The sequence below is a fragment of the Cohnella massiliensis genome (genome assembly GCF_900169535.1).
Taxonomy (GTDB): Bacteria; Bacillota; Bacilli; order Paenibacillales; family Paenibacillaceae; genus Cohnella; species Cohnella algarum.
Map to the genome: position 1 here is coordinate 210,203 of NZ_LT821257.1, position 16,634 is coordinate 226,836.

General features: G+C 58.9%; 19 protein-coding genes. 6 read left to right on the plus strand and 13 right to left on the minus strand.

The annotated features are described in order from the left end of the window. Nucleotides 1–81: 81 nt before the first annotated feature. From murI to B7E11_RS07470, 3 genes are all read left to right on the plus strand, one after another. On the plus strand, nucleotides 82–867 hold the full coding sequence (murI, locus tag B7E11_RS07465; RefSeq protein WP_080833052.1) for a glutamate racemase: 786 nt from the start codon (nucleotides 82–84) through the stop codon (nucleotides 865–867). 152 nt (nucleotides 868–1,019) lie between these two features. Further along, nucleotides 1,020–1,163, plus strand: a complete 144-nt coding sequence (locus B7E11_RS29415; RefSeq protein ID WP_176220641.1) for a hypothetical protein — start codon at nucleotides 1,020–1,022, stop codon at nucleotides 1,161–1,163. Nucleotides 1,164–1,233: 70 nt separating this feature from the next. Continuing rightward, on the plus strand, nucleotides 1,234–1,512 hold the full coding sequence (locus B7E11_RS07470) for a transposase (protein WP_080833055.1): 279 nt from the start codon (nucleotides 1,234–1,236) through the stop codon (nucleotides 1,510–1,512). Between the two features lie 176 nt (nucleotides 1,513–1,688). Here B7E11_RS07470 and B7E11_RS07475 read toward each other — a convergent pair whose 3' ends face one another. The 7 genes from B7E11_RS07475 to B7E11_RS07505 form a co-directional block, all read right to left on the minus strand. After that, on the minus strand, nucleotides 1,689–2,363 hold the full coding sequence (locus tag B7E11_RS07475) for a hypothetical protein (protein WP_139787109.1): 675 nt from the start codon (nucleotides 2,361–2,363) through the stop codon (nucleotides 1,689–1,691). 203 nt (nucleotides 2,364–2,566) lie between these two features. Continuing rightward, a complete protein-coding gene (gntK, locus tag B7E11_RS07480; RefSeq protein ID WP_080833061.1) occupies nucleotides 2,567–4,126 on the minus strand; it encodes a gluconokinase in 1,560 nt (519 codons plus the stop codon). 27 nt (nucleotides 4,127–4,153) lie between these two features. Then, the gene (locus B7E11_RS07485; protein ID WP_080833065.1) at nucleotides 4,154–5,515 is read right to left on the minus strand and encodes a GntP family permease; all 1,362 of its coding nucleotides are present in this window, start codon (nucleotides 5,513–5,515) and stop codon (nucleotides 4,154–4,156) included. 178 nt (nucleotides 5,516–5,693) lie between these two features. Beyond that, a complete protein-coding gene (locus B7E11_RS07490) occupies nucleotides 5,694–6,371 on the minus strand; it encodes a GntR family transcriptional regulator (protein WP_080833067.1) in 678 nt (225 codons plus the stop codon). Nucleotides 6,372–6,515: 144 nt separating this feature from the next. Next, nucleotides 6,516–7,595, minus strand: coding sequence for an FUSC family protein (locus B7E11_RS07495; RefSeq protein ID WP_080833070.1), 1,080 nt, complete (start codon nucleotides 7,593–7,595; stop codon nucleotides 6,516–6,518). Further along, a complete protein-coding gene (locus tag B7E11_RS07500) occupies nucleotides 7,592–7,789 on the minus strand; it encodes a hypothetical protein (protein ID WP_080833073.1) in 198 nt (65 codons plus the stop codon). Before B7E11_RS07500 ends, B7E11_RS07495 begins: the two co-directional genes overlap by 4 nt. Before the next feature lie 87 nt (nucleotides 7,790–7,876). Continuing rightward, complete coding sequence (locus B7E11_RS07505) at nucleotides 7,877–9,481, minus strand: ATP-binding protein (RefSeq protein ID WP_080833075.1); 1,605 nt, start codon at nucleotides 9,479–9,481, stop codon at nucleotides 7,877–7,879. Nucleotides 9,482–9,661: 180 nt separating this feature from the next. On the opposite strand from B7E11_RS07505, the gene B7E11_RS07510 reads away from it, so the two are divergent. The 3 genes from B7E11_RS07510 (at nucleotide 9,662) to B7E11_RS07520 (ending at nucleotide 12,548) form a co-directional block, all read left to right on the plus strand. Further along, nucleotides 9,662–10,963, plus strand: coding sequence for an IS1380 family transposase (locus B7E11_RS07510; protein WP_080832311.1), 1,302 nt, complete (start codon nucleotides 9,662–9,664; stop codon nucleotides 10,961–10,963). A gap of 369 nt (nucleotides 10,964–11,332) precedes the next feature. After that, the gene (gene mscL, locus B7E11_RS07515) at nucleotides 11,333–11,830 is read left to right on the plus strand and encodes a large conductance mechanosensitive channel protein MscL (protein WP_176220642.1); all 498 of its coding nucleotides are present in this window, start codon (nucleotides 11,333–11,335) and stop codon (nucleotides 11,828–11,830) included. Then, nucleotides 11,823–12,548, plus strand: coding sequence for an NUDIX hydrolase (locus B7E11_RS07520; protein ID WP_080833078.1), 726 nt, complete (start codon nucleotides 11,823–11,825; stop codon nucleotides 12,546–12,548). The genes mscL and B7E11_RS07520 overlap by 8 nt, the downstream gene beginning before the upstream one ends. On the opposite strand, the gene B7E11_RS07525 is transcribed toward B7E11_RS07520, so the two are convergent. The 6 genes from B7E11_RS07525 to B7E11_RS30900 form a co-directional block, all read right to left on the minus strand. Further along, nucleotides 12,437–13,363, minus strand: a complete 927-nt coding sequence (locus B7E11_RS07525) for a hypothetical protein (RefSeq protein ID WP_080833081.1) — start codon at nucleotides 13,361–13,363, stop codon at nucleotides 12,437–12,439. The two genes, B7E11_RS07520 and B7E11_RS07525, sit on opposite strands and share 112 nt — an antisense overlap. 86 nt (nucleotides 13,364–13,449) lie before the next feature. Further along, complete coding sequence (locus B7E11_RS07530) at nucleotides 13,450–14,214, minus strand: DUF1906 domain-containing protein (RefSeq protein ID WP_080833084.1); 765 nt, start codon at nucleotides 14,212–14,214, stop codon at nucleotides 13,450–13,452. 70 nt (nucleotides 14,215–14,284) lie between these two features. After that, entirely contained in the window at nucleotides 14,285–14,902 is a 618-nt protein-coding gene (locus tag B7E11_RS07535; protein ID WP_080833086.1) for a glycoside hydrolase family 73 protein, read from the minus strand. Between the two features lie 557 nt (nucleotides 14,903–15,459). Next, nucleotides 15,460–15,816, minus strand: coding sequence for a hypothetical protein (locus B7E11_RS07540; RefSeq protein WP_080833089.1), 357 nt, complete (start codon nucleotides 15,814–15,816; stop codon nucleotides 15,460–15,462). A 5-nt stretch (nucleotides 15,817–15,821) separates the two neighbouring features. Beyond that, a complete protein-coding gene (locus B7E11_RS07545) occupies nucleotides 15,822–16,124 on the minus strand; it encodes a hypothetical protein (protein ID WP_080833091.1) in 303 nt (100 codons plus the stop codon). Nucleotides 16,125–16,283: 159 nt separating this feature from the next. Next, nucleotides 16,284–16,514 (minus strand): DUF5348 domain-containing protein, encoded by a 231-nt coding sequence (locus B7E11_RS30900; protein ID WP_080832308.1) that lies wholly within the window; start codon nucleotides 16,512–16,514, stop codon nucleotides 16,284–16,286. Between the last annotated feature and the right edge of the window lie 120 nt (nucleotides 16,515–16,634).

Sequence of the window (16,634 nt, forward strand, 5' to 3'; positions counted from 1 at the left end):
GCTTCTTGCGAGACGCCTCGTATCGCTATATGCTAGAGTTATATTTATTTCAACTACATAAGCATAGGATACGATCATACGATGACAATCGGATTTTTGGATTCGGGTCTCGGGGGGCTGTCGGTTTTGGCCGAAGCGCTCAAACGGCTGCCCGATCAGGATTTCTTGTATATGGCGGATACGCTTCACGTCCCGTACGGCACGAAAACGAAGGAAGAGGTTCGGTCGTACATTCTCGAAGTGGTGGAAACGATGATGGCCGAGGGGCTCGATGCGCTCGTCGTGGCCTGCAATACGGCGACGAGCATCGCGATCGCGGAGCTGCGGGAGCTGTATTCGATTCCGATCGTCGGCATGGAGCCGGCGGTCAAGCCGGCGGTCGAAATGAATCGGGCCACGGGAAAAAGAGTGCTCGTCTTCGCCACGCCGCTTACGCTGCAGATGCCGAAATATTACGCGCTCGTCTCGCGCGTGGACGAAGGGGGAATCGTCGATTCGCTGCCGTTGCCCGAGCTTGTCCGCTATTGCGAAGCGCTGCAATTCGACAAGCGCGTGCTGGGCGACTATTTCCGGGAAAAGCTGGCCCCCTACGGCCTGGACCGGTATGGAATCGTCGTGCTCGGCTGCACGCACTACCCCTTTTACAAAGGCATCTTGCGCGACATTTTGCCGCCGCATATCCGGATCGTCGACGGCAACGCGGGCACCGTCCGGCGGCTGGTCGCGCTTTTGACCCGCTACGGCATTCCGCGCGGGGGCGGGACCGGCAGCGTCCGGTTCATGTGCTCGAGCGGCGATGCCGCATACGTCGACAAAATGCAGACGGCGCTTGCCCTTTACCGGCAGGAACTTTTGGAAGACGAGTGATTTTCGGGGATTGCGAGTGGGGACGAAATAACGGCCGCGGGCGGCCGTTATTTTTCTTTTTTGCGGGAACTTCGGCGGCGTTCGCGAGGAGCATAACGCAAACGCCGCAGTGGCAACCTAGTCGTTGAATCGAATCCAAGGAGGGACGCCGAATGTCGGGCGAACGACCGTCCAAGGCTCAAGAGGAAGCCAGCCGCGCCCAAGCCGCCGCGGACCGGGGCGAGGGCGGAAAAACCCGCGCCAGCCGCATGCAGTCGCAAGCGGACCGCGCCGCCGTGCCGAAGCACGGACAATAAGCGAGCCGCACAGAGCTTTTTTATCGTTTCGCGAAGATCGGATTTTTCCTTAAAGAGGTGACTTGAGGGTATGAGCGAAAGCAAAAGAATGCCGCCGATGTCGGGCGAACCGGTCGAGACGGACGGCGTGTACCGCGACGAATGGGGCGCCGAAGTGGAATTGCGCCGGGGACAAGTATTTCCCGCCGACGTCACGCTCGGATCGACCGAGTGGGAGCTGACCGAATTAAGCTTCGACAATCACCACGAAGGCCGGACCGATCCCCGGCTCGTTCCGAAAGAAAACGATACCGACAAGCGGGGAAAAATCGACAGCCCCCGCCGCCAGATGGACCGGGGCAAAAAGTAAGGCAGGCCGCTCGGGTAAAAACGCAATCGAGCGGGAAGAACCGCACCGCGTCCGGCATGACCGAATCCAGCAGCGTTCCGGCTTGGCGCCCCCCGTCCGGGAGGGCGCTTGGCTTATGGCGGGGTATCCAAGCCAAGCCAAGGCATGGCAAGGCGCCTTCTAGCCGGTGTGCGCGATCATCGATCAATCGCCGGGCCCCCATAGACCGCAAACAACGTCTCCGCAGTCTTAAAATAAAGATGCCCGTCCGGCCACGGCTGAAAATGCAAATCCATTCGCGAATCGGTCCACGGCACCGGCGTGCCGCTCGTGCGCAGCCTTCCCGGCACTTCCGGGCGTTCGACGACGGCCGGAAACTCCTGATAGCCGAACAGAACGTTTTCGTGCAAGCCTATGATTTCGAACTTGGGGCCGGGAAAAGCCCGCTCTTCTTGAAGCTGGTAATGGTAGTAGATGTAGCTTGCCGCCATCTCCGGCTTCAGCCGCGCCACCCGGCCGGCTCGCTTGTCCACCGGGGCCTGCCGAAGCCAATGGTCAAGCGAAGCCGGCTCGTTGAAATGAAACACGTCGGCCATCGGCACCCAGTTTCTCGCTTGCTCTTCCCCCGGCCACGGCGCAAGCAGACCGGCCAACTCCGGAAACAAGCCGTCGGCCTCGATCTCTTCGCCGATGCATTCATAGTACAGAAACAGCCTGCCCTCCCACCGGTAGCCCGCCGCGGTCAGAAGGCGGCCTTCCGCCGTCAACCGCCGCGGTCCCGCCGCTTCGCGCAGCAGCCGCAGCGCGGATTCCTCTCCGCCTACACGCAGATGCCCTCTCGCCATCTTCCGAATCACCGTTTGCTTGCTCAACCGTCCCGCTCCCTTCGTCCGCATTCCGTTTTTTTCGCCAGCATCTCTTTTCACCAGTATAGCAAGCGGCGGGAGGCTGCGGCGGAATCGCGGGGCCGATTGTCTGATTTTTGAACGATTCGCACGGCAATTTGCAAGACAAAAGACCGCCTCGTCCCGGGAACGGACAAGACGGCCCATGAAGCGGCTATTGAACATCCCGATTACGCTTCGGCTGAAAACAGCTTCTGCTGGAACTTGGCGATGCTTTCGTACTCCTCCTCCAGCTGGCGGGAGACGCGAACGAAAATCGGCAGCAGCTCCCGGTATATCCCGGCCGCTTCCGGATTCGGGAAATGCTCGTGCGTCGTGCCGACCATTCCCCGGACCCTGGCGAACGCGTCCGCTTCGCCGAACGCTTTCATGCCGAGCACGACGGCCCCGAGGCACGAGCTTTCGTAGCTTTCCGGCACGACCACGCTCTGGTTGAAGATGTCGGCCATCATCTGGCGCCACAAGGGCGAGCGGGCGAAACCGCCCGTCGCCTTGATCCGCTTCGGCACGCCGGTCGTTTCCTGCATCGCCAGCATGACCGTATACAGATTGTAGACGACGCCTTCCAGCACGGCCCGGATCATGTGCTCCTTCTGGTGATGCAGCGTCAACCCGAAAAACGATCCCCTGGCGTCGGGGTTCCACAGAGGAGCCCGCTCGCCCGTCAGGTAAGGGTGGAAAAGCAAGCCGTCCGCGCCCGGACGCACCCGTTCCGCGATCCGGGTCAGCACGTCGTACGGGCTGATGCCGAGCCGCTTCGCGGTTTCCGTTTCGGAGGCGGCGAACTCGTCCCGCACCCAGCGAAAAATAACGCCGCCATTATTCACCGGCCCGCCGACGACCCACTTGTCTTCGGTCAAGGCGTAGCAAAAGTACCGCCCTTTCCGGTCGGTGGCGGGCTCGTCGATGACGGTCCGGATCGCCCCGCTCGTCCCGATCGTGACGGCGACGACGCCCGGATCGATCGCGTCGAGGCCGAGATTGGACAGCACGCCGTCGCTGGCTCCGACGACGAACGGCGTGGACGGCAGAAGTCCCATTTCCGCCGCCGAGTTCGCATCCCTTATTCCGCGTAGCGTATAAGTCGTCGGCACGAGCTCGGACAGGCGGTCCGGCGTCACGCCGGCGATCGAGAGCGCCTCCTCGTCCCAGTCCAAACGGGACAAATTGAACAAGCCCGTGGCCGACGCGATCGAGTAGTCGACGACGTACCGGCCGAACAGCCTGGCGAGCACGTATTCCTTGACCGATACGAATTTGGCCGCCCGTTCGAAGATGTCGGGCTTGTCATGGCGCAGCCACAGCAGCTTCGCGACCGGCGACATCGGATGGACCGGCGTTCCCGTTCTCAGGTACAATTCGAGGCCGCCCATTTCGTCCCTCAGCCGCCGCGACCAAGCCGCGCTGCGATTGTCCGCCCAGGTGATGCAGCGCATCAAGGGCTTGCCCGACGCATCGACCGGGATGACGCTGTGCATTGCGGAGCTGCAGGACACGAACCGGATGCGCTCGGGCGGAACGCCGGCCTTCCGGACGGCCTGCCCGACCGAGCTCACGACCGCGGCGAAAATTTCCTCGGGGTCCTGCTCGGCGACCGACGGCGTCGGCGTATAGAGCGGATAGCCCTCGTTCGCCGTCGCCGCCACCTTGCCGGCCGCGTCGAACAAAACCGCCTTCGTGCTCGTCGTACCTATATCGATGCCGATCGTATATTCCGTCTTTTCGGTCATCCTTCACCCTTCCTCTCCCGTTCGAGATCAAACAAACGCGCTTACGATCAAAATCAGAATCAGCCCCGCCACGGACAGAATCGTTTCCATCATCGTCCACGATTTCAGCGTTTGCGGCACGCTCATGTTGAAAAATTCCTTGACCATCCAGAACCCCGCGTCGTTGACGTGGGACAATACGAGCGAGCCGGCGCCGGTCGCGAGCACGACCAATTCCACGTTCGCTCCCGGCGTCATTGCCAGGACGGGCGCGACGATGCCGGCGGACGTCGTCATCGCGACCGTCGCCGAACCGGTCGCCACGCGGATCAGCGCGGCGACGAGCCAGGCGAACAAAATGACATTGATATTCGCGTTCGTCGCCATGTCCGCGATCGCCTGCCCGACGCCGCTGTCGATCAGCACCTGCTTGAACGCGCCGCCGCCGCCGATGATCAGCACGATGCCGGCGATCGGAGGCAAGCTTTCGGACGCGAATTTCGAAACTTCTTCCTTGCTGAAGCCGCGAGCGAAGCCGAGCGAGAAAAACGAGAACACGACGGAGATCAGCAGCGCGACGACCTCGTGGCCGATAAATTCGGCAAACCGGGTAAACCCGCTCGTCGCTTGCGGATCGGCAATGCTGGCGACCGATCCGATCAGCATCAGGATAACCGGAAGCAAAATCGTAAACAGCGTGATGCCGAAGCCGGGAAGGCTGCGGTTTTCCTTCATCGCGAACTGCTCAACCAGCTTCTCGTCGGGTTCGACCGGAATCCGCTTTCCGATAAACTTCCCGAACACCGGCCCCGCCAAAATCGCGACCGGCAGGCCAATCAGAATCGAATAGAGAATCGTCTTGCCCAGGTTCGCGTCATAAGCATCGATGGCGATCATCGGCGCGGGGTGCGGAGGAACGAGCCCGTGCACGGTGGACAGGCCCGCCAGGACGGGAATGCCGATCTGGAGCAGCGGCATTTTCGTTTTGCGGGCGACGATAAACACGATTGGGATCAACAGGATGACGCCGACCTCGAAGAAGACCGGAATGCCGACGAGGAAGCCGACGATCATCATCGCCCAATGCACCCTTTTGTCCCCGAAACGGTCGATCAGCGTCGTCGCGATCCTTTCCGCGCCTCCCGATTCGGCCATCATCTTCCCGAGCATGGTGCCGAGTCCGATGACGATCGCGATCGTTCCGAGCGTGCCCCCCATCCCCTTGATCAGGGAAGCAACCGCATCGGCGGGATCCATGCCGGCAACCAGCCCGAGCAGCAAGCTGGAAATCAGCAGCGTGACGAACGGATTCCATTTGTACTTGGAAATCATCACGATAAGGAAAGCGATTGCAAGCAAAGTCCAAATCAACAAGGTTGCCGCGTGGCTCATGCCGAAAAGAGTATTCATATCGTCCTCCCGATGGTGTTGGATGCTCTTGCGATGTCTGTCGGAGTCGTTCGCCGCTCCTATAGGTAGTGTTGACGAACTGGCGAACGGAATAACATGTATACTTGTCGACAACTTTGAAAACAAGAAGCGCGGGAGGTTTCCCTGCCGCTTCGTCGTTCTTGTCGGGCGAAAGGATTCAAGGCTTGCCCAAACTATGATGCAAGGTGACGAAAGAATCCTTGAAATAGCTCCGCACTCGCTTTTGAATCTCGTCGGCGTCCCCCGAGCGCAAGCCGTCCAGAATAAACCTGTGCTTTTCGATCACCGCTTGGACCCGTTCCTCGCCGTCGGCGAACACTTCCCGAGTCGTGACGAGCATCACCGCGAGCACGAGCTGGCGAATGCTCCGCCAGAGCTGCCAAATTCGCGAATGGCCGGCTTCGGCGATGATCGTCTCGTGAAACGCGAAATCCTGGTAAGCGAATTCTTCGGCGTCTTGATGCCGCAAGGCCAGCTCCATCTTGTCGAGAATGCGCCTAAGGGAGGCGATCAGGGGTTCGCGGTCGATTCGGGACAGCCGTTCCTGGACGAAGCTTTCGATCAAATACCGGACGTCGAACAGCTCTTCGACTTCCTTCGAGCTTAGGCCGAGGACGACGGCGCCCATTCGTTCAAGCCGGATGAGGCCTTCCCCGGACAGCGTCCGCAGCGCTTCGCGAACCGGAGAGCGGCTCGTGCCGAAGTCCGCGGCGATCCGATTTTCGGACAGCGTTTCGCCGGGCTGGATTTTGCCGGTGACGATGCTCAGTCTGAGCTCGCAGGTAATCGCTTCCCCGAGCGATGCCCCGCGCAGCCAGGCGGCGGGATAAGGCAATCCGATCCCCCCACTCGTTGTGTACTTGTATACAGGCTAAACGTTTTTTATCTTACCTTTTTTCGCGGAGGATGTAAACGTTCAAAAAAGGAAACCGCAAAGAAACAGGCGGCAGCCGCTTCGTTCGGGCGACTGCCGCCATCCTCATTCCTCCGCGCCGTCGAGCCCGCGCTCGAACCAGTGGTCCATCAGCTTGTCCAGGCGGTGCAGCCGGTCCTCGTAAGCGAACAGCGCCGACGTCACCACGAGCAACCGGGCGCGGACCGTCACTTCGGTCTCGCCCTGCGCGGCGATGCGCGCCTTCAGCGCGTCGTCGAATTCTCCTTCGGCCGCTATCATTTCCGTCAGCCGGATGCCCGACTCCGGAGGAGGCGCCGCCGGAGCCGCCCCCGCCTTCAGCTTTTTGTCCCATTTCCACAGCAGCTGCTCATGATAGCCGCACAGCATTTCGATGTGCTGGTCCACCATCCGATTCCATGCGGGATCGCTCGGAACGGCAAAATACTGCTCCTCCACCGCCTCGATCAGCTCGTAGCCCCGCTCCAGCGTCATCATCATTTCCTTGTACATGACGAGGAGCCGCGCTTTGCGGAGGCGCGAGCGCTTTTTCAAAACCCGCTCCTCCGCGAACAACCGGTAAAAGTCGTCCAGCTTGCGCAACTGCTCATGAAGCTGCTCTTGCTCCTTGCGGAACACGTTCTCCTTCAGCTCGTTCGAAACCGACGTGCGCAGCAGCCTGGACAGCTGGTTTTGCGCTTCCTGCACCTGGCGGACGAAGCGGCTGTGGTGCTTGGGCGGAGCGACGGAAACGTTGACGGCGAAGGCGCAGCCGATGCCGAGCAGCAGCGACGCGAGCCGGTCGAGCGCCGCCGGCCAGCCCTGGTTCTGCGCTTCCATAATGATCACGACGGTCACGAGCGTGAGCCCGATCGTGTCCTCGGTTTTCAGCTTGATGCACAGCAAAATCACGAGAATGCAAACAAGTCCGACCGATAACGGAGCGCTCCCGAAAAGCCAATAAGCCGCAATCGCGATCCCGGCTCCCAAGACGTTGCTCTGGAGCTGGTCCAGCACTTGCATCCAGCTTCGGTAAATGGACGGCTGCACGGTAAAAATCGCCGCGACCGCCGCGATGACCGGAGATTCCAGCCCTGCCAGCGTTCCGAGCCAAAGCGCGACGGCGACCGCCAGCCCCGTTTTGAATACGCGAGCGCCAATCGTCATGCTTCCGCTTCCCTCCCGAGCAGCCTTCCCCAGTCGGAGGCAAGCTCCCGCTCGTTCACGAACAGCGCAATCTTAGAGTTGTCCGGCCTCCGGCGCCCTGCCGACAGGTCCGACAACGGCCGCCATCCCCGCGCCCGATCCGCGAAATCGTCCGGAAAAGTCTTGTTGTGCATCGCTTTGAATGGCTCGGCCACGATGGATCCTCCTACTGCCCGCAGCAAAATTCATAGGGAAATAAACCTCATTATAACACGTCCGCCGCCAAGCCGCCCGCCCCTCGTTCAACCGCTTTGGGCCGCGGGCGAAGCTTCGGGATAACGGAACGGCAGCCGGATTTCGAACGTCGTTCCCCGGCCGATCTGGCTGTAGACGCGAATTTGCCCCTCGTGGTTGTCGACGATTTTGTAGCTGACCATCAGCCCGAGACCGGTTCCTTTCTCTTTGGTCGTATAGAAGGGCTGGCCCATTTTCGCGAGCTGGTCTTCGCCGATCCCCGGCCCTTCGTCGGATATGCGGGTATAAACCGAATCGTCTTCCCGGAACAGCGCAACGCGGATCGTTCCTCCGTCGACCATCGCTTCGATCGCGTTTTTGATGACGTTGATGAACACCTGCTTGATTTGATTTTCGACCCCGTACACCCAAAGAACGTCGCGGGAAAAATCCGATTCGATCGCGATGTTGTGCAGAATCGCCTGCGCCTCCAGCAGCGTGACCGTATCCCGCATCATATTGCGCACATCGTAATAGGAAAAGTCGTAGACCTGGGGTTTGGCCAGCATCAGCAGCTCGCTGACGATGCCTTCGATCCGGTCCAGTTCCGAATTCATAATTTCGTAATAGCTGTTTTCCCGACGGCCGGAAGCGATCAATTGCAAAAAGCCTTTCAGCGAAGTCAGCGGATTCCGGATTTCGTGCGCGATGCCCGCAGCCAGCTGTCCGGCCACGTACAGCTTTTCCGAGTTGATCAGCAGCTCCTCGTTTTTCTTGCGTTCCGAAATGTCGCGGATGATGACCTGCACCGCCGGTTCGTTTTGCAGCGTCGTCATCGTCTCCACCACTTCCGTATGCAGCACGTTTCCTTTCAGCGACAACCACGTCTGATCCACCGGCCCGCTGCTGCCCGTAATGACGAGATTGTGCAGCCTCTCCCGCACGGCGTCGTAATCGTTCGGATGAAGGAACGCGTATATCGGCATGTCGAGCAGCTCGTTCGGATGGTCCGCCTCGAACATGCGGAGTCCGGCCGCGTTGACGAACACCCATTTTTCCTGCTTGAAAATCGCGATTGTGTCGATCGAATTTTCGACCAGCAAGCGGTACCGCTCGTCCATCTGGTTCATGCGCTTGTCGATGTACCAGGTCACCCACGTCGAAGTCAGAATGAGCAAGGCGCCGATCCCCAGCGCAAGCACCAGGAAGCGGACGTCCTCGATCAGCTTGTCCAGGTTGTAGTAGACGGAATATTCGATATCGAGCCCCCGATTGCCGACCCATTGGACAAGGTATACCGACAGGCCCAGCGTCACGCTGGCCAGCCATTTGCGGTTCTCCCCGTTCATTTCGGACAGCTTGACCGCCGCATACGTGCCGGCGAACAGCAACGCGAGCGAAACCGCGACCATCCCCCCGTCGACGGATATGCGGTCGATCGGCTGGCCCAGCAGGGAGAAAAAATGCATAAATCCGACCCCGAAAGCCAAAATGACGCTCCCGGCAAAGGACCGGAACCGGATCGCTTCCTGAAGCGTCAGCATGACGAACGCCATCAAGGCGAAAAAAATGTTGAAAAACAGCGATATCGGCAAGCTCCACGTAAAAAAAAGCGGGCCGTCGCTCGCCAATATGGTGACGAAATGCTTCGTCCACATGCCCACGCCGAACACGAAAGCGCCGCCTGCCAACCAGAAAAGCCGAAACGTATTGTTCGTCCGTTTCAGATTGCCAAGAAAGTTAAACCTGAATTACGAAAGTACCACCTCATAAAAACATGAAAAAGTGCCCAGATCTTTGGTAGAATGGTGTTTGCCTAGAACATCACCAACCAAGAGAGGAGCACCCTTAAGGTGAAGTCTACCACAAAAATCGCGTCATTGAAAACGGCATTTTCTATGAGAAATGCAACAAATTTTGCAGGAAGCAAGGTGATCCTCGGATTTCTTGAAAACATCGGTTTGAATCAAGCCCTTCGGAGCCTTGGACTAGCCAAAGCGGCGAATGCCATCTTTCCGACGCATCGCATTCTGCAGATGCTCATCATCGGCTGGATTTTGGGCTGCGAACGTCTCTTTCATTTCAAATCCCTACAAGGTGATGCCTTGATCGCCCAGGCGCTGGGCGGCCGGGTGCCGCATCACACATTGTTAAACAAGGAATTGCTTCGTCTGGGCAAAGCCCACGACCATTTAGCGCCAGCCCTGCGAAACCTGAATGTCGAAATCATTGCACCGCAGCTACCCGACTCCTTGATTCTCGATCTGGATTCGACTGTTGAGACGGTGTACGGCAACCAGCAGGGAGCGGAAGTCGGTTTTAACAGTCAGAAGCGCGGCCGAAAGAGCTATCATCCCCTTCTCGTGTACGAAGGGCAGTCGCGAATGCTAGTGAATGCCGCGCTGCGTCCCGGCAACACGAGCAGTTCGACCGACGTCCTTTCGTTTGCCCGGCAAACGCTGGCGTTGTTGGAATCCCACCACGTACGCTATGCCCGGTTTGACAAAGGCTTTGGCGGAGAAGACTTCTACGCGTTCTGGGAGTCCCGTCAGATCGGCTACGTCGGCAAGCTGAAATGGACAAGTCGTCTCCAGGACCAAGTCAAAACCTGTGCGCATTGGACACGCTTTGTGGACGAGGACTGGATCATTGAAGGCATCGTGCTGGCCTACCAAGCGATCGGTTGGAAGAAGATGCGTCGTGTTGCTGTCATCCGCAAAATGCCGCGTTGGGACGGGGATCAGTCTCAGTTGGAACTGGATTTGCTTTGGCAATACGAAGCCATGGTCACAACGGAGGAATGGGAAGCCATCGATGTGTGGCGGTTCTACAACCAGCGCTGCTGCATGGAGAACTACATCAAGGAAGGCAAGAATGGCTTTGCCATCCACCGCATTCCAACGCAGTCGTTTGCCGCCAATGAAATCGACCTGCTCTTAAAGCTGCTCGCCTATAATCTCTTTGAGCGATTCAAGCATCATTGTTGTGAGCCGATTCACCGATCCTACACCATCCAGCGGTTCCGGCGAACGTTTTTTGTTTGTGCAGGTGTGTTTGTCCAGCATGCCCGCCAAATGACATTGAAACTGAGTACGTCTTTCCAAAACCAGTGGGCATGGCGACGAATGGAGCGAAAAAGTATTTTATTGGAATAAACGATAATCCCAATTTGTGTCTTGGAAATCCCGTTGCCCCTTCATGTGGGGAGGGGGAAAGTAACGGCATTTTTGCTCGCATTCCATTTTGACTGCATATTCTGCCTCCATAATTGGTTGTGAAATCCAAGTTCTGCGTCTTCAAAAGCCTGATTCTATAGGCTTTCGTAATTTAGGTTAAACATCGTGTAAGATGCGAGTATACTTATCGCCAAAGCCAGGAGCGAAAAAAGGACGGGCCAGTCGGCTCCGTAACTGTGCATGCTCGTTCCCTCGCCAATCTGCCATGTTTTCGTGCTTGTTTTTAACAATTCGACGATTTTTTGCGAATTCCTTTCCAAGTCCATTCCATTATTGGGGGAGAATCGGATGATTAGCAATATGCTGAAAGAATTCAAAACGTTTGCCGTTCGCGGGAATGTCATCGATCTTGCGGTCGGCGTCATCATCGGGGGCGCGTTCGGCCAAATCGTCACGTCGCTCGTGAACGATATCGTGATGCCGCCGATCGGACGTTTGCTGGGCGGGGTCGACTTCAAGGATTTGTTCTGGCGGATCGGGACGCTGCCGGAAGGGTTCGAGGGGGATCCGAAGATTCTCGCCGACGTCAAGGGCGCCGGGGTGGCGGTCATCGCCTACGGCCAGTTCGTGAACGTCGTCATCAACTTTCTGATCGTCGCTTTTGCCGTGTTTATGCTCGTGAAGGCCATCAATCGGTTAAACCGCAAAAAAGAAACGGAAGAAAAGCCGGCGGAACCGACCACGAAGGAATGCCCGTACTGCCTGTCCGTCATCCCGCTCGCCGCGACGCGCTGCGGACATTGCACGTCCGAGCTTTCCGGCGCGCATGGGGCGGAGCATGCTTAAGGACAATCGGCCGCCGGAATATTTGGACGTTTATGACGAGCAAGGCAACCGGACGGGCACCGCGCTTCGAAGCGAGGTTCACGCCCGCGGGTTGTGGCATCAAACGTTTCATTGCTGGCTCGTCCGCCGCGGCGAGGACGGCAAAGCCTATGCGGTCTTTCAGCGGCGCAGCGCGGACAAGGATACGAATCCCGGCTGCTTCGACATTACGGTCGCCGGCCATTTGGCGGCCGGCGAAAGCGTGCGGGACGCGGCGCGGGAGATGGAAGAGGAGATTGGCTGGTCGGTGCCGTTCGAGGAGCTTGTCCCGTTCGGCATCGTGAAGGAAGAAAGCGAGGGCGAGGTTGCGGGGCGGCCGGTCGTCGACCGGGAAATCAGCCATGTGTTCGGCTGCGTCGCGGACGTGCCGCCCGCCGGCTTCCGCCTCCAGCGCGAGGAAGTAGCCGGGGTGTACGAGGCGGAGGCGGACCTTCTCATCGCGCTGATGCGGGGAGAAGTCGGGGCCGTTGGGGCGCAAGGCGCGGAACCGGACGAGGAAGGCGACGCCTTGCGCCCGGCGAGCGCGACGGTGACGGCCGACAGCTTCGTCCCCCGCGACCGCGGTTATTACATCCGCGTGTTTCGTTTTCTGCGCGAGTTGGCGTTTGCGGACCGCGGCGGTTCCGAGGGCCGCGAGAATTCCGAGGGCGGCGAAGGCTCCGAAGGCCGCGAGGCATGACCGATTCGCCGGATGGCGACCGGCTCCCATTCGAGCTTGCCGCCCTTCAGTTTTCCTTCCCGCCACGTCCGGCCCGCCGCATCGTAAAAGATCACTTCCAGACGGCCGTCGCCGTCCGTGTCCCAGACGCGGAAGGGGCGGCCGTCGTCCATCGGGCCGTAGCCGCGGCTGTCGCCGACGATTCCCCAGTCGAGCAGAACGCCTTTTTCGCGCGCGCCTGTTCCGGAACCGATCCGCGCCTCCGGCTGCCCCAGCCGCCAGCTGCCGTCCGACGCGCGGTAATGCAGCACTTCGCGTTCGTCGGCCCAAAATTTTCCGCACCAATGTCCTTCCCCTTGCCGAAACTGGCCCTGCCCTTCCCAATTCCGGTACCAGCGGTCGATCATGCCGTGAATGTTGTAAAACACGGTGTTGCGGGGCGCGACGTCGAAATCGTTAAGATCCGGTTCGCCGTACAGCCTGGCGGCTTCCTGATGAATGCAGCCGTGTATGCCGGACGACTCCAGGAAACGCCCGAATTCGTCCGCCGAACGGAACGTATCCGGGCGAAAAACAAGGCGCGCCTCGGCCCCCTGATCGTAGCAGCGCGACTGGCGGATCGGCTCCGGCACGTTCGTCCAGGGCTCGACCAGCCGGGGATCGTAGCCGCTGCGCCGATACCAGTCCAGCGCCCGCGCGATGAAGTCGCGATGGAATTCCAGAAACTCCCGGCCGTAGCCGATCGGGATTCGGTTCGGATCGCTGATATGATGCCGATGATGCCAATGCATATGCTCCCGCAGCAGATCGGCGGGGAAATTCGGAATCGTCGGCATGGCGCCGGCACGCTCCCTTCCAGGTCCACTCGGACGTTCTACTTGTTGCAGTATATGTCCGGCCTGGGCGGAAGCGTGCATGCCGCTTAAGATTCGACCGGGAGGCCGGCCGCCTTGCGCACTTCGTTGGCAAGCCGGTTGAACTCGGCTTTCGATGCCGCGGACGGAGCCGCAAACCAGGCCGCCGAAAGGAAACGAATGATTTTTTCCGCATCTTCCTTGCTCATCGCGATCTCTCCCTCTTCGTTATCGTTTTGCGTCTCTCCGTTCGCATTCCACCAGCCTTCGCCTCCGTACGATTCGTTCAAATCGACGGACATGCCGGCCAGTCTCACTTCGTTCGAGTATTGGTAAATGTTTGCGCGGGCGCTTTTGTTGCCGCGGCTCCAGGCGTAGGTTTGCCAGAAGTGCCGGCAGGCGCCGCGCCTGGCCATTTCCTCGATGACGGCGTAGGAGCCGTACACGCCGACCGTATAGTTCGGCAGTTGGGCGGCCGCCGCCTTCAAGTAGGCTTCGATCGCGTCGTAGTCGCCGGGCTGCGCGTCGTAATCGACGGCGAAATAAATGGCGCTCCCCGCGGGCTGCCCGATCAGCTCCGCTTCGGCTCGGGCGGACGCTCCGTCGGCCCTACCGTTCGCTGCTCCGCCCGCCGGGCGATTGGCCGTCGTCTCGTAAACGGACACGACCATCAGGCCGGCGCTCGCGATCGCCGCCGCTTCGGCGCGCGTTAGCCGCTTCCAGGCGTAGCGCGCCGGAACGAGGTAGCGCGCCGCGAAGCGGTAGCCGGAAGCGGCCAGCGCCTTGGCCGCGCTGGCGGTAATCGGCGTCGCGCAGTCGATTCCTTTTGTCATTTTTTTGCTTGCCCCTTTTTCAATCGCTTTTTCCCCTATCGCTGCTTGCCGTCGGCGCCTCCCCGAGTTATTAGCCGCTCAGGGGAATGCCGGCAGAAGCCCGGAGCTCGTTCGCCAGCCGGTTGAACTCGCTTCTGTCCTCGTCGGTTACGGCCGCGAACCAGCCCGCCGACAGAAACCGGATGATCGCTTCCGCGTCCTCCGCGCTCATCCGGTACGGTTCCTCTTCTTGCACGGCGTCGTATCGGTACAGGTCGTAGGCATCCATAATCGCGATCAGCTTGTCGGCGTAATTCGGATCCGTCGCATATCCGGCGGCGGCCGCAGCCCTGGCGGCCGTTTTGCCGTCGGCGTTCAACACCTTCGCGTAGCGAGGCCTCGTCAGCAGCAGGCTGTGGTCCGCGATCGACTGGCTCCAGTCGTGATACGCCCGGAAAGCCGCGTCGACCGTCACCGTCTGCCCGTTTACGACCTCCCGCGTCGGCATCGTCACGCTGCCCGCCGGGCCGGTGCCTTTGATGCCGAACAGGTTGTTCGCCTTCTGCGTCAACCCGCTTCGGCCCCAGTTCGACTCCAGCGCCGCCTGCGCCAGCTTCAGCGACGCCGGTACGCCGTGCGTCCGCTGATCCGCCTGGGCTTGGGGCAGCACCTTCGTGAAAAAGGCCAGTTGAGTGGAGTTGTCGGCCATCGTGGCGCCTCCTTTCTATATTAGAAATCGTCTTGTCTTGCTTGGGCTTGGACGGAATTCTATTTTGACTGTTTGCGCTGTTTGGCTGTCCTGAAATCATCTCAAAATCGGGTTTGTCCCTATTTTATGCGGCTTGAGTCTGGATCGGAACGGCAATCGTCATGAATCGGGCGTTCTTGGGAGGGAAAATGGATGGCTTGAAGAGTACAGCGATAAGCGTTGGCGTTCATTGAAAAAGAAGAAGCCCGCCTAGTAGAGGGGGTTAAAAATTGGTATAATTTAGATGCACAACCGCCTTGGGTGGGATAGACGCTGGCCTCTGAAAGGAGGTCGGTGCCTATGAAAACAACGAAAATAACCCGCCCTTAGGTTGGCGCCTGGGGAGACGGGTTATTTTCGCTCATATTCACAATTCGAGGCCTTCCCAATTCAAGCGTTGTGCGGGAGACGGACCGCCATCCGTCTCTTTTCTTGACTTTATTTTAAAGCGTATGTTGCGAAATGGCAAGATTGAAGAAAAAAACGGGCTGGGCGATGCATCACTTTTCCCATCAGCCTCACAAGCCCTGGCTCTCTTTCGCAGCCTCGTCCGCTTTGTTTCCCCCGGCCCCCGGTTTGCTTGCCCCCGGCGGATTCAGCGCCTTGTTTTGCATTTGCCCCGCCGCGGCCGCCACCAGAAAACCATTGGCCAACGCCAGAGCGTACACGCGCCAATCCGTATATTCGTTGCTGACCGCAAGCTGCGCCATCAGCAGAACGAGAAAAGCGACCGCCACCGCGTAAAGATCCGTCGGCAGCCATTTGACCAAGCGGCTTAGCGGCTCTTTCGTATATTGTACGATCAGAAACGTCAACAAAGAAGCTCCCCCCATCGCGGAGAGAGCCTGCCACGTAAACAATTCCCCCGAGTCCATTGATTTCACCCTCCTTGCCCGTCCAATCTGTCGAGCCTTTGCAACGCCTGCTTCGCCGACTCCTCCACCCTCGTGACCCGCTCGGCCAATGCGTCGAACCGCTGCCCTTGCGCCCTCTGCTCCAATCTTACGTCGTCCACGCCCCGTTTGATGTATTCCATGTCGGCACGGAGCAGGGCGTCCTGGCTGGCTTCGGCGACTGTATCTTGTCGAAGTGCCCGAGACCTCCCGGCCCAGCCAATAAAAATTCCGCTAATAGCGGCAAAAGTCGAAATGCAGGCTCCGATAATGGATAGTGATGTACTCAACCCTCCCACCCCCTTTAGTTAGCTGTCATCAGCCACTTTAATTGACGGTAGATTCGGAACCGCCAATGACGGTGGCTTTTTGCTTTCCTCACCGCCGTTTCGGAGACAATTATATTTCGCCTTTGTTTGTCGGCGTAAAAAAACTGCTCCGAAGAGCAGTTAGAACAGCGGTCGGACGCGGTACTTGGCATGTCGGTGGAGCCAGAACTTCGAATTTCCAAACTTCACGTACCAGTCCGTATCGAGCTCAAGGTTGGATGGCAAGAAGTGCTTTCCTACTTGAATCATCACGGCATCACCACAACGTAGCGAGCAAAGCAACTCTTCTCCATCGTACACGTTCCAACGCTCGGTATCTCCATGAAATCGTATCTCATTCATATTTGTCATCCCTCACTGTTCCTTAAATTCAGCTAGGATCCTCGTCACATGGACGGTATCAATCATTTTGTCTTTTCGCAGCACTGCATCCAGAAGCGCAGCGGTGCAGACGTTATTTATCTCTCGGCA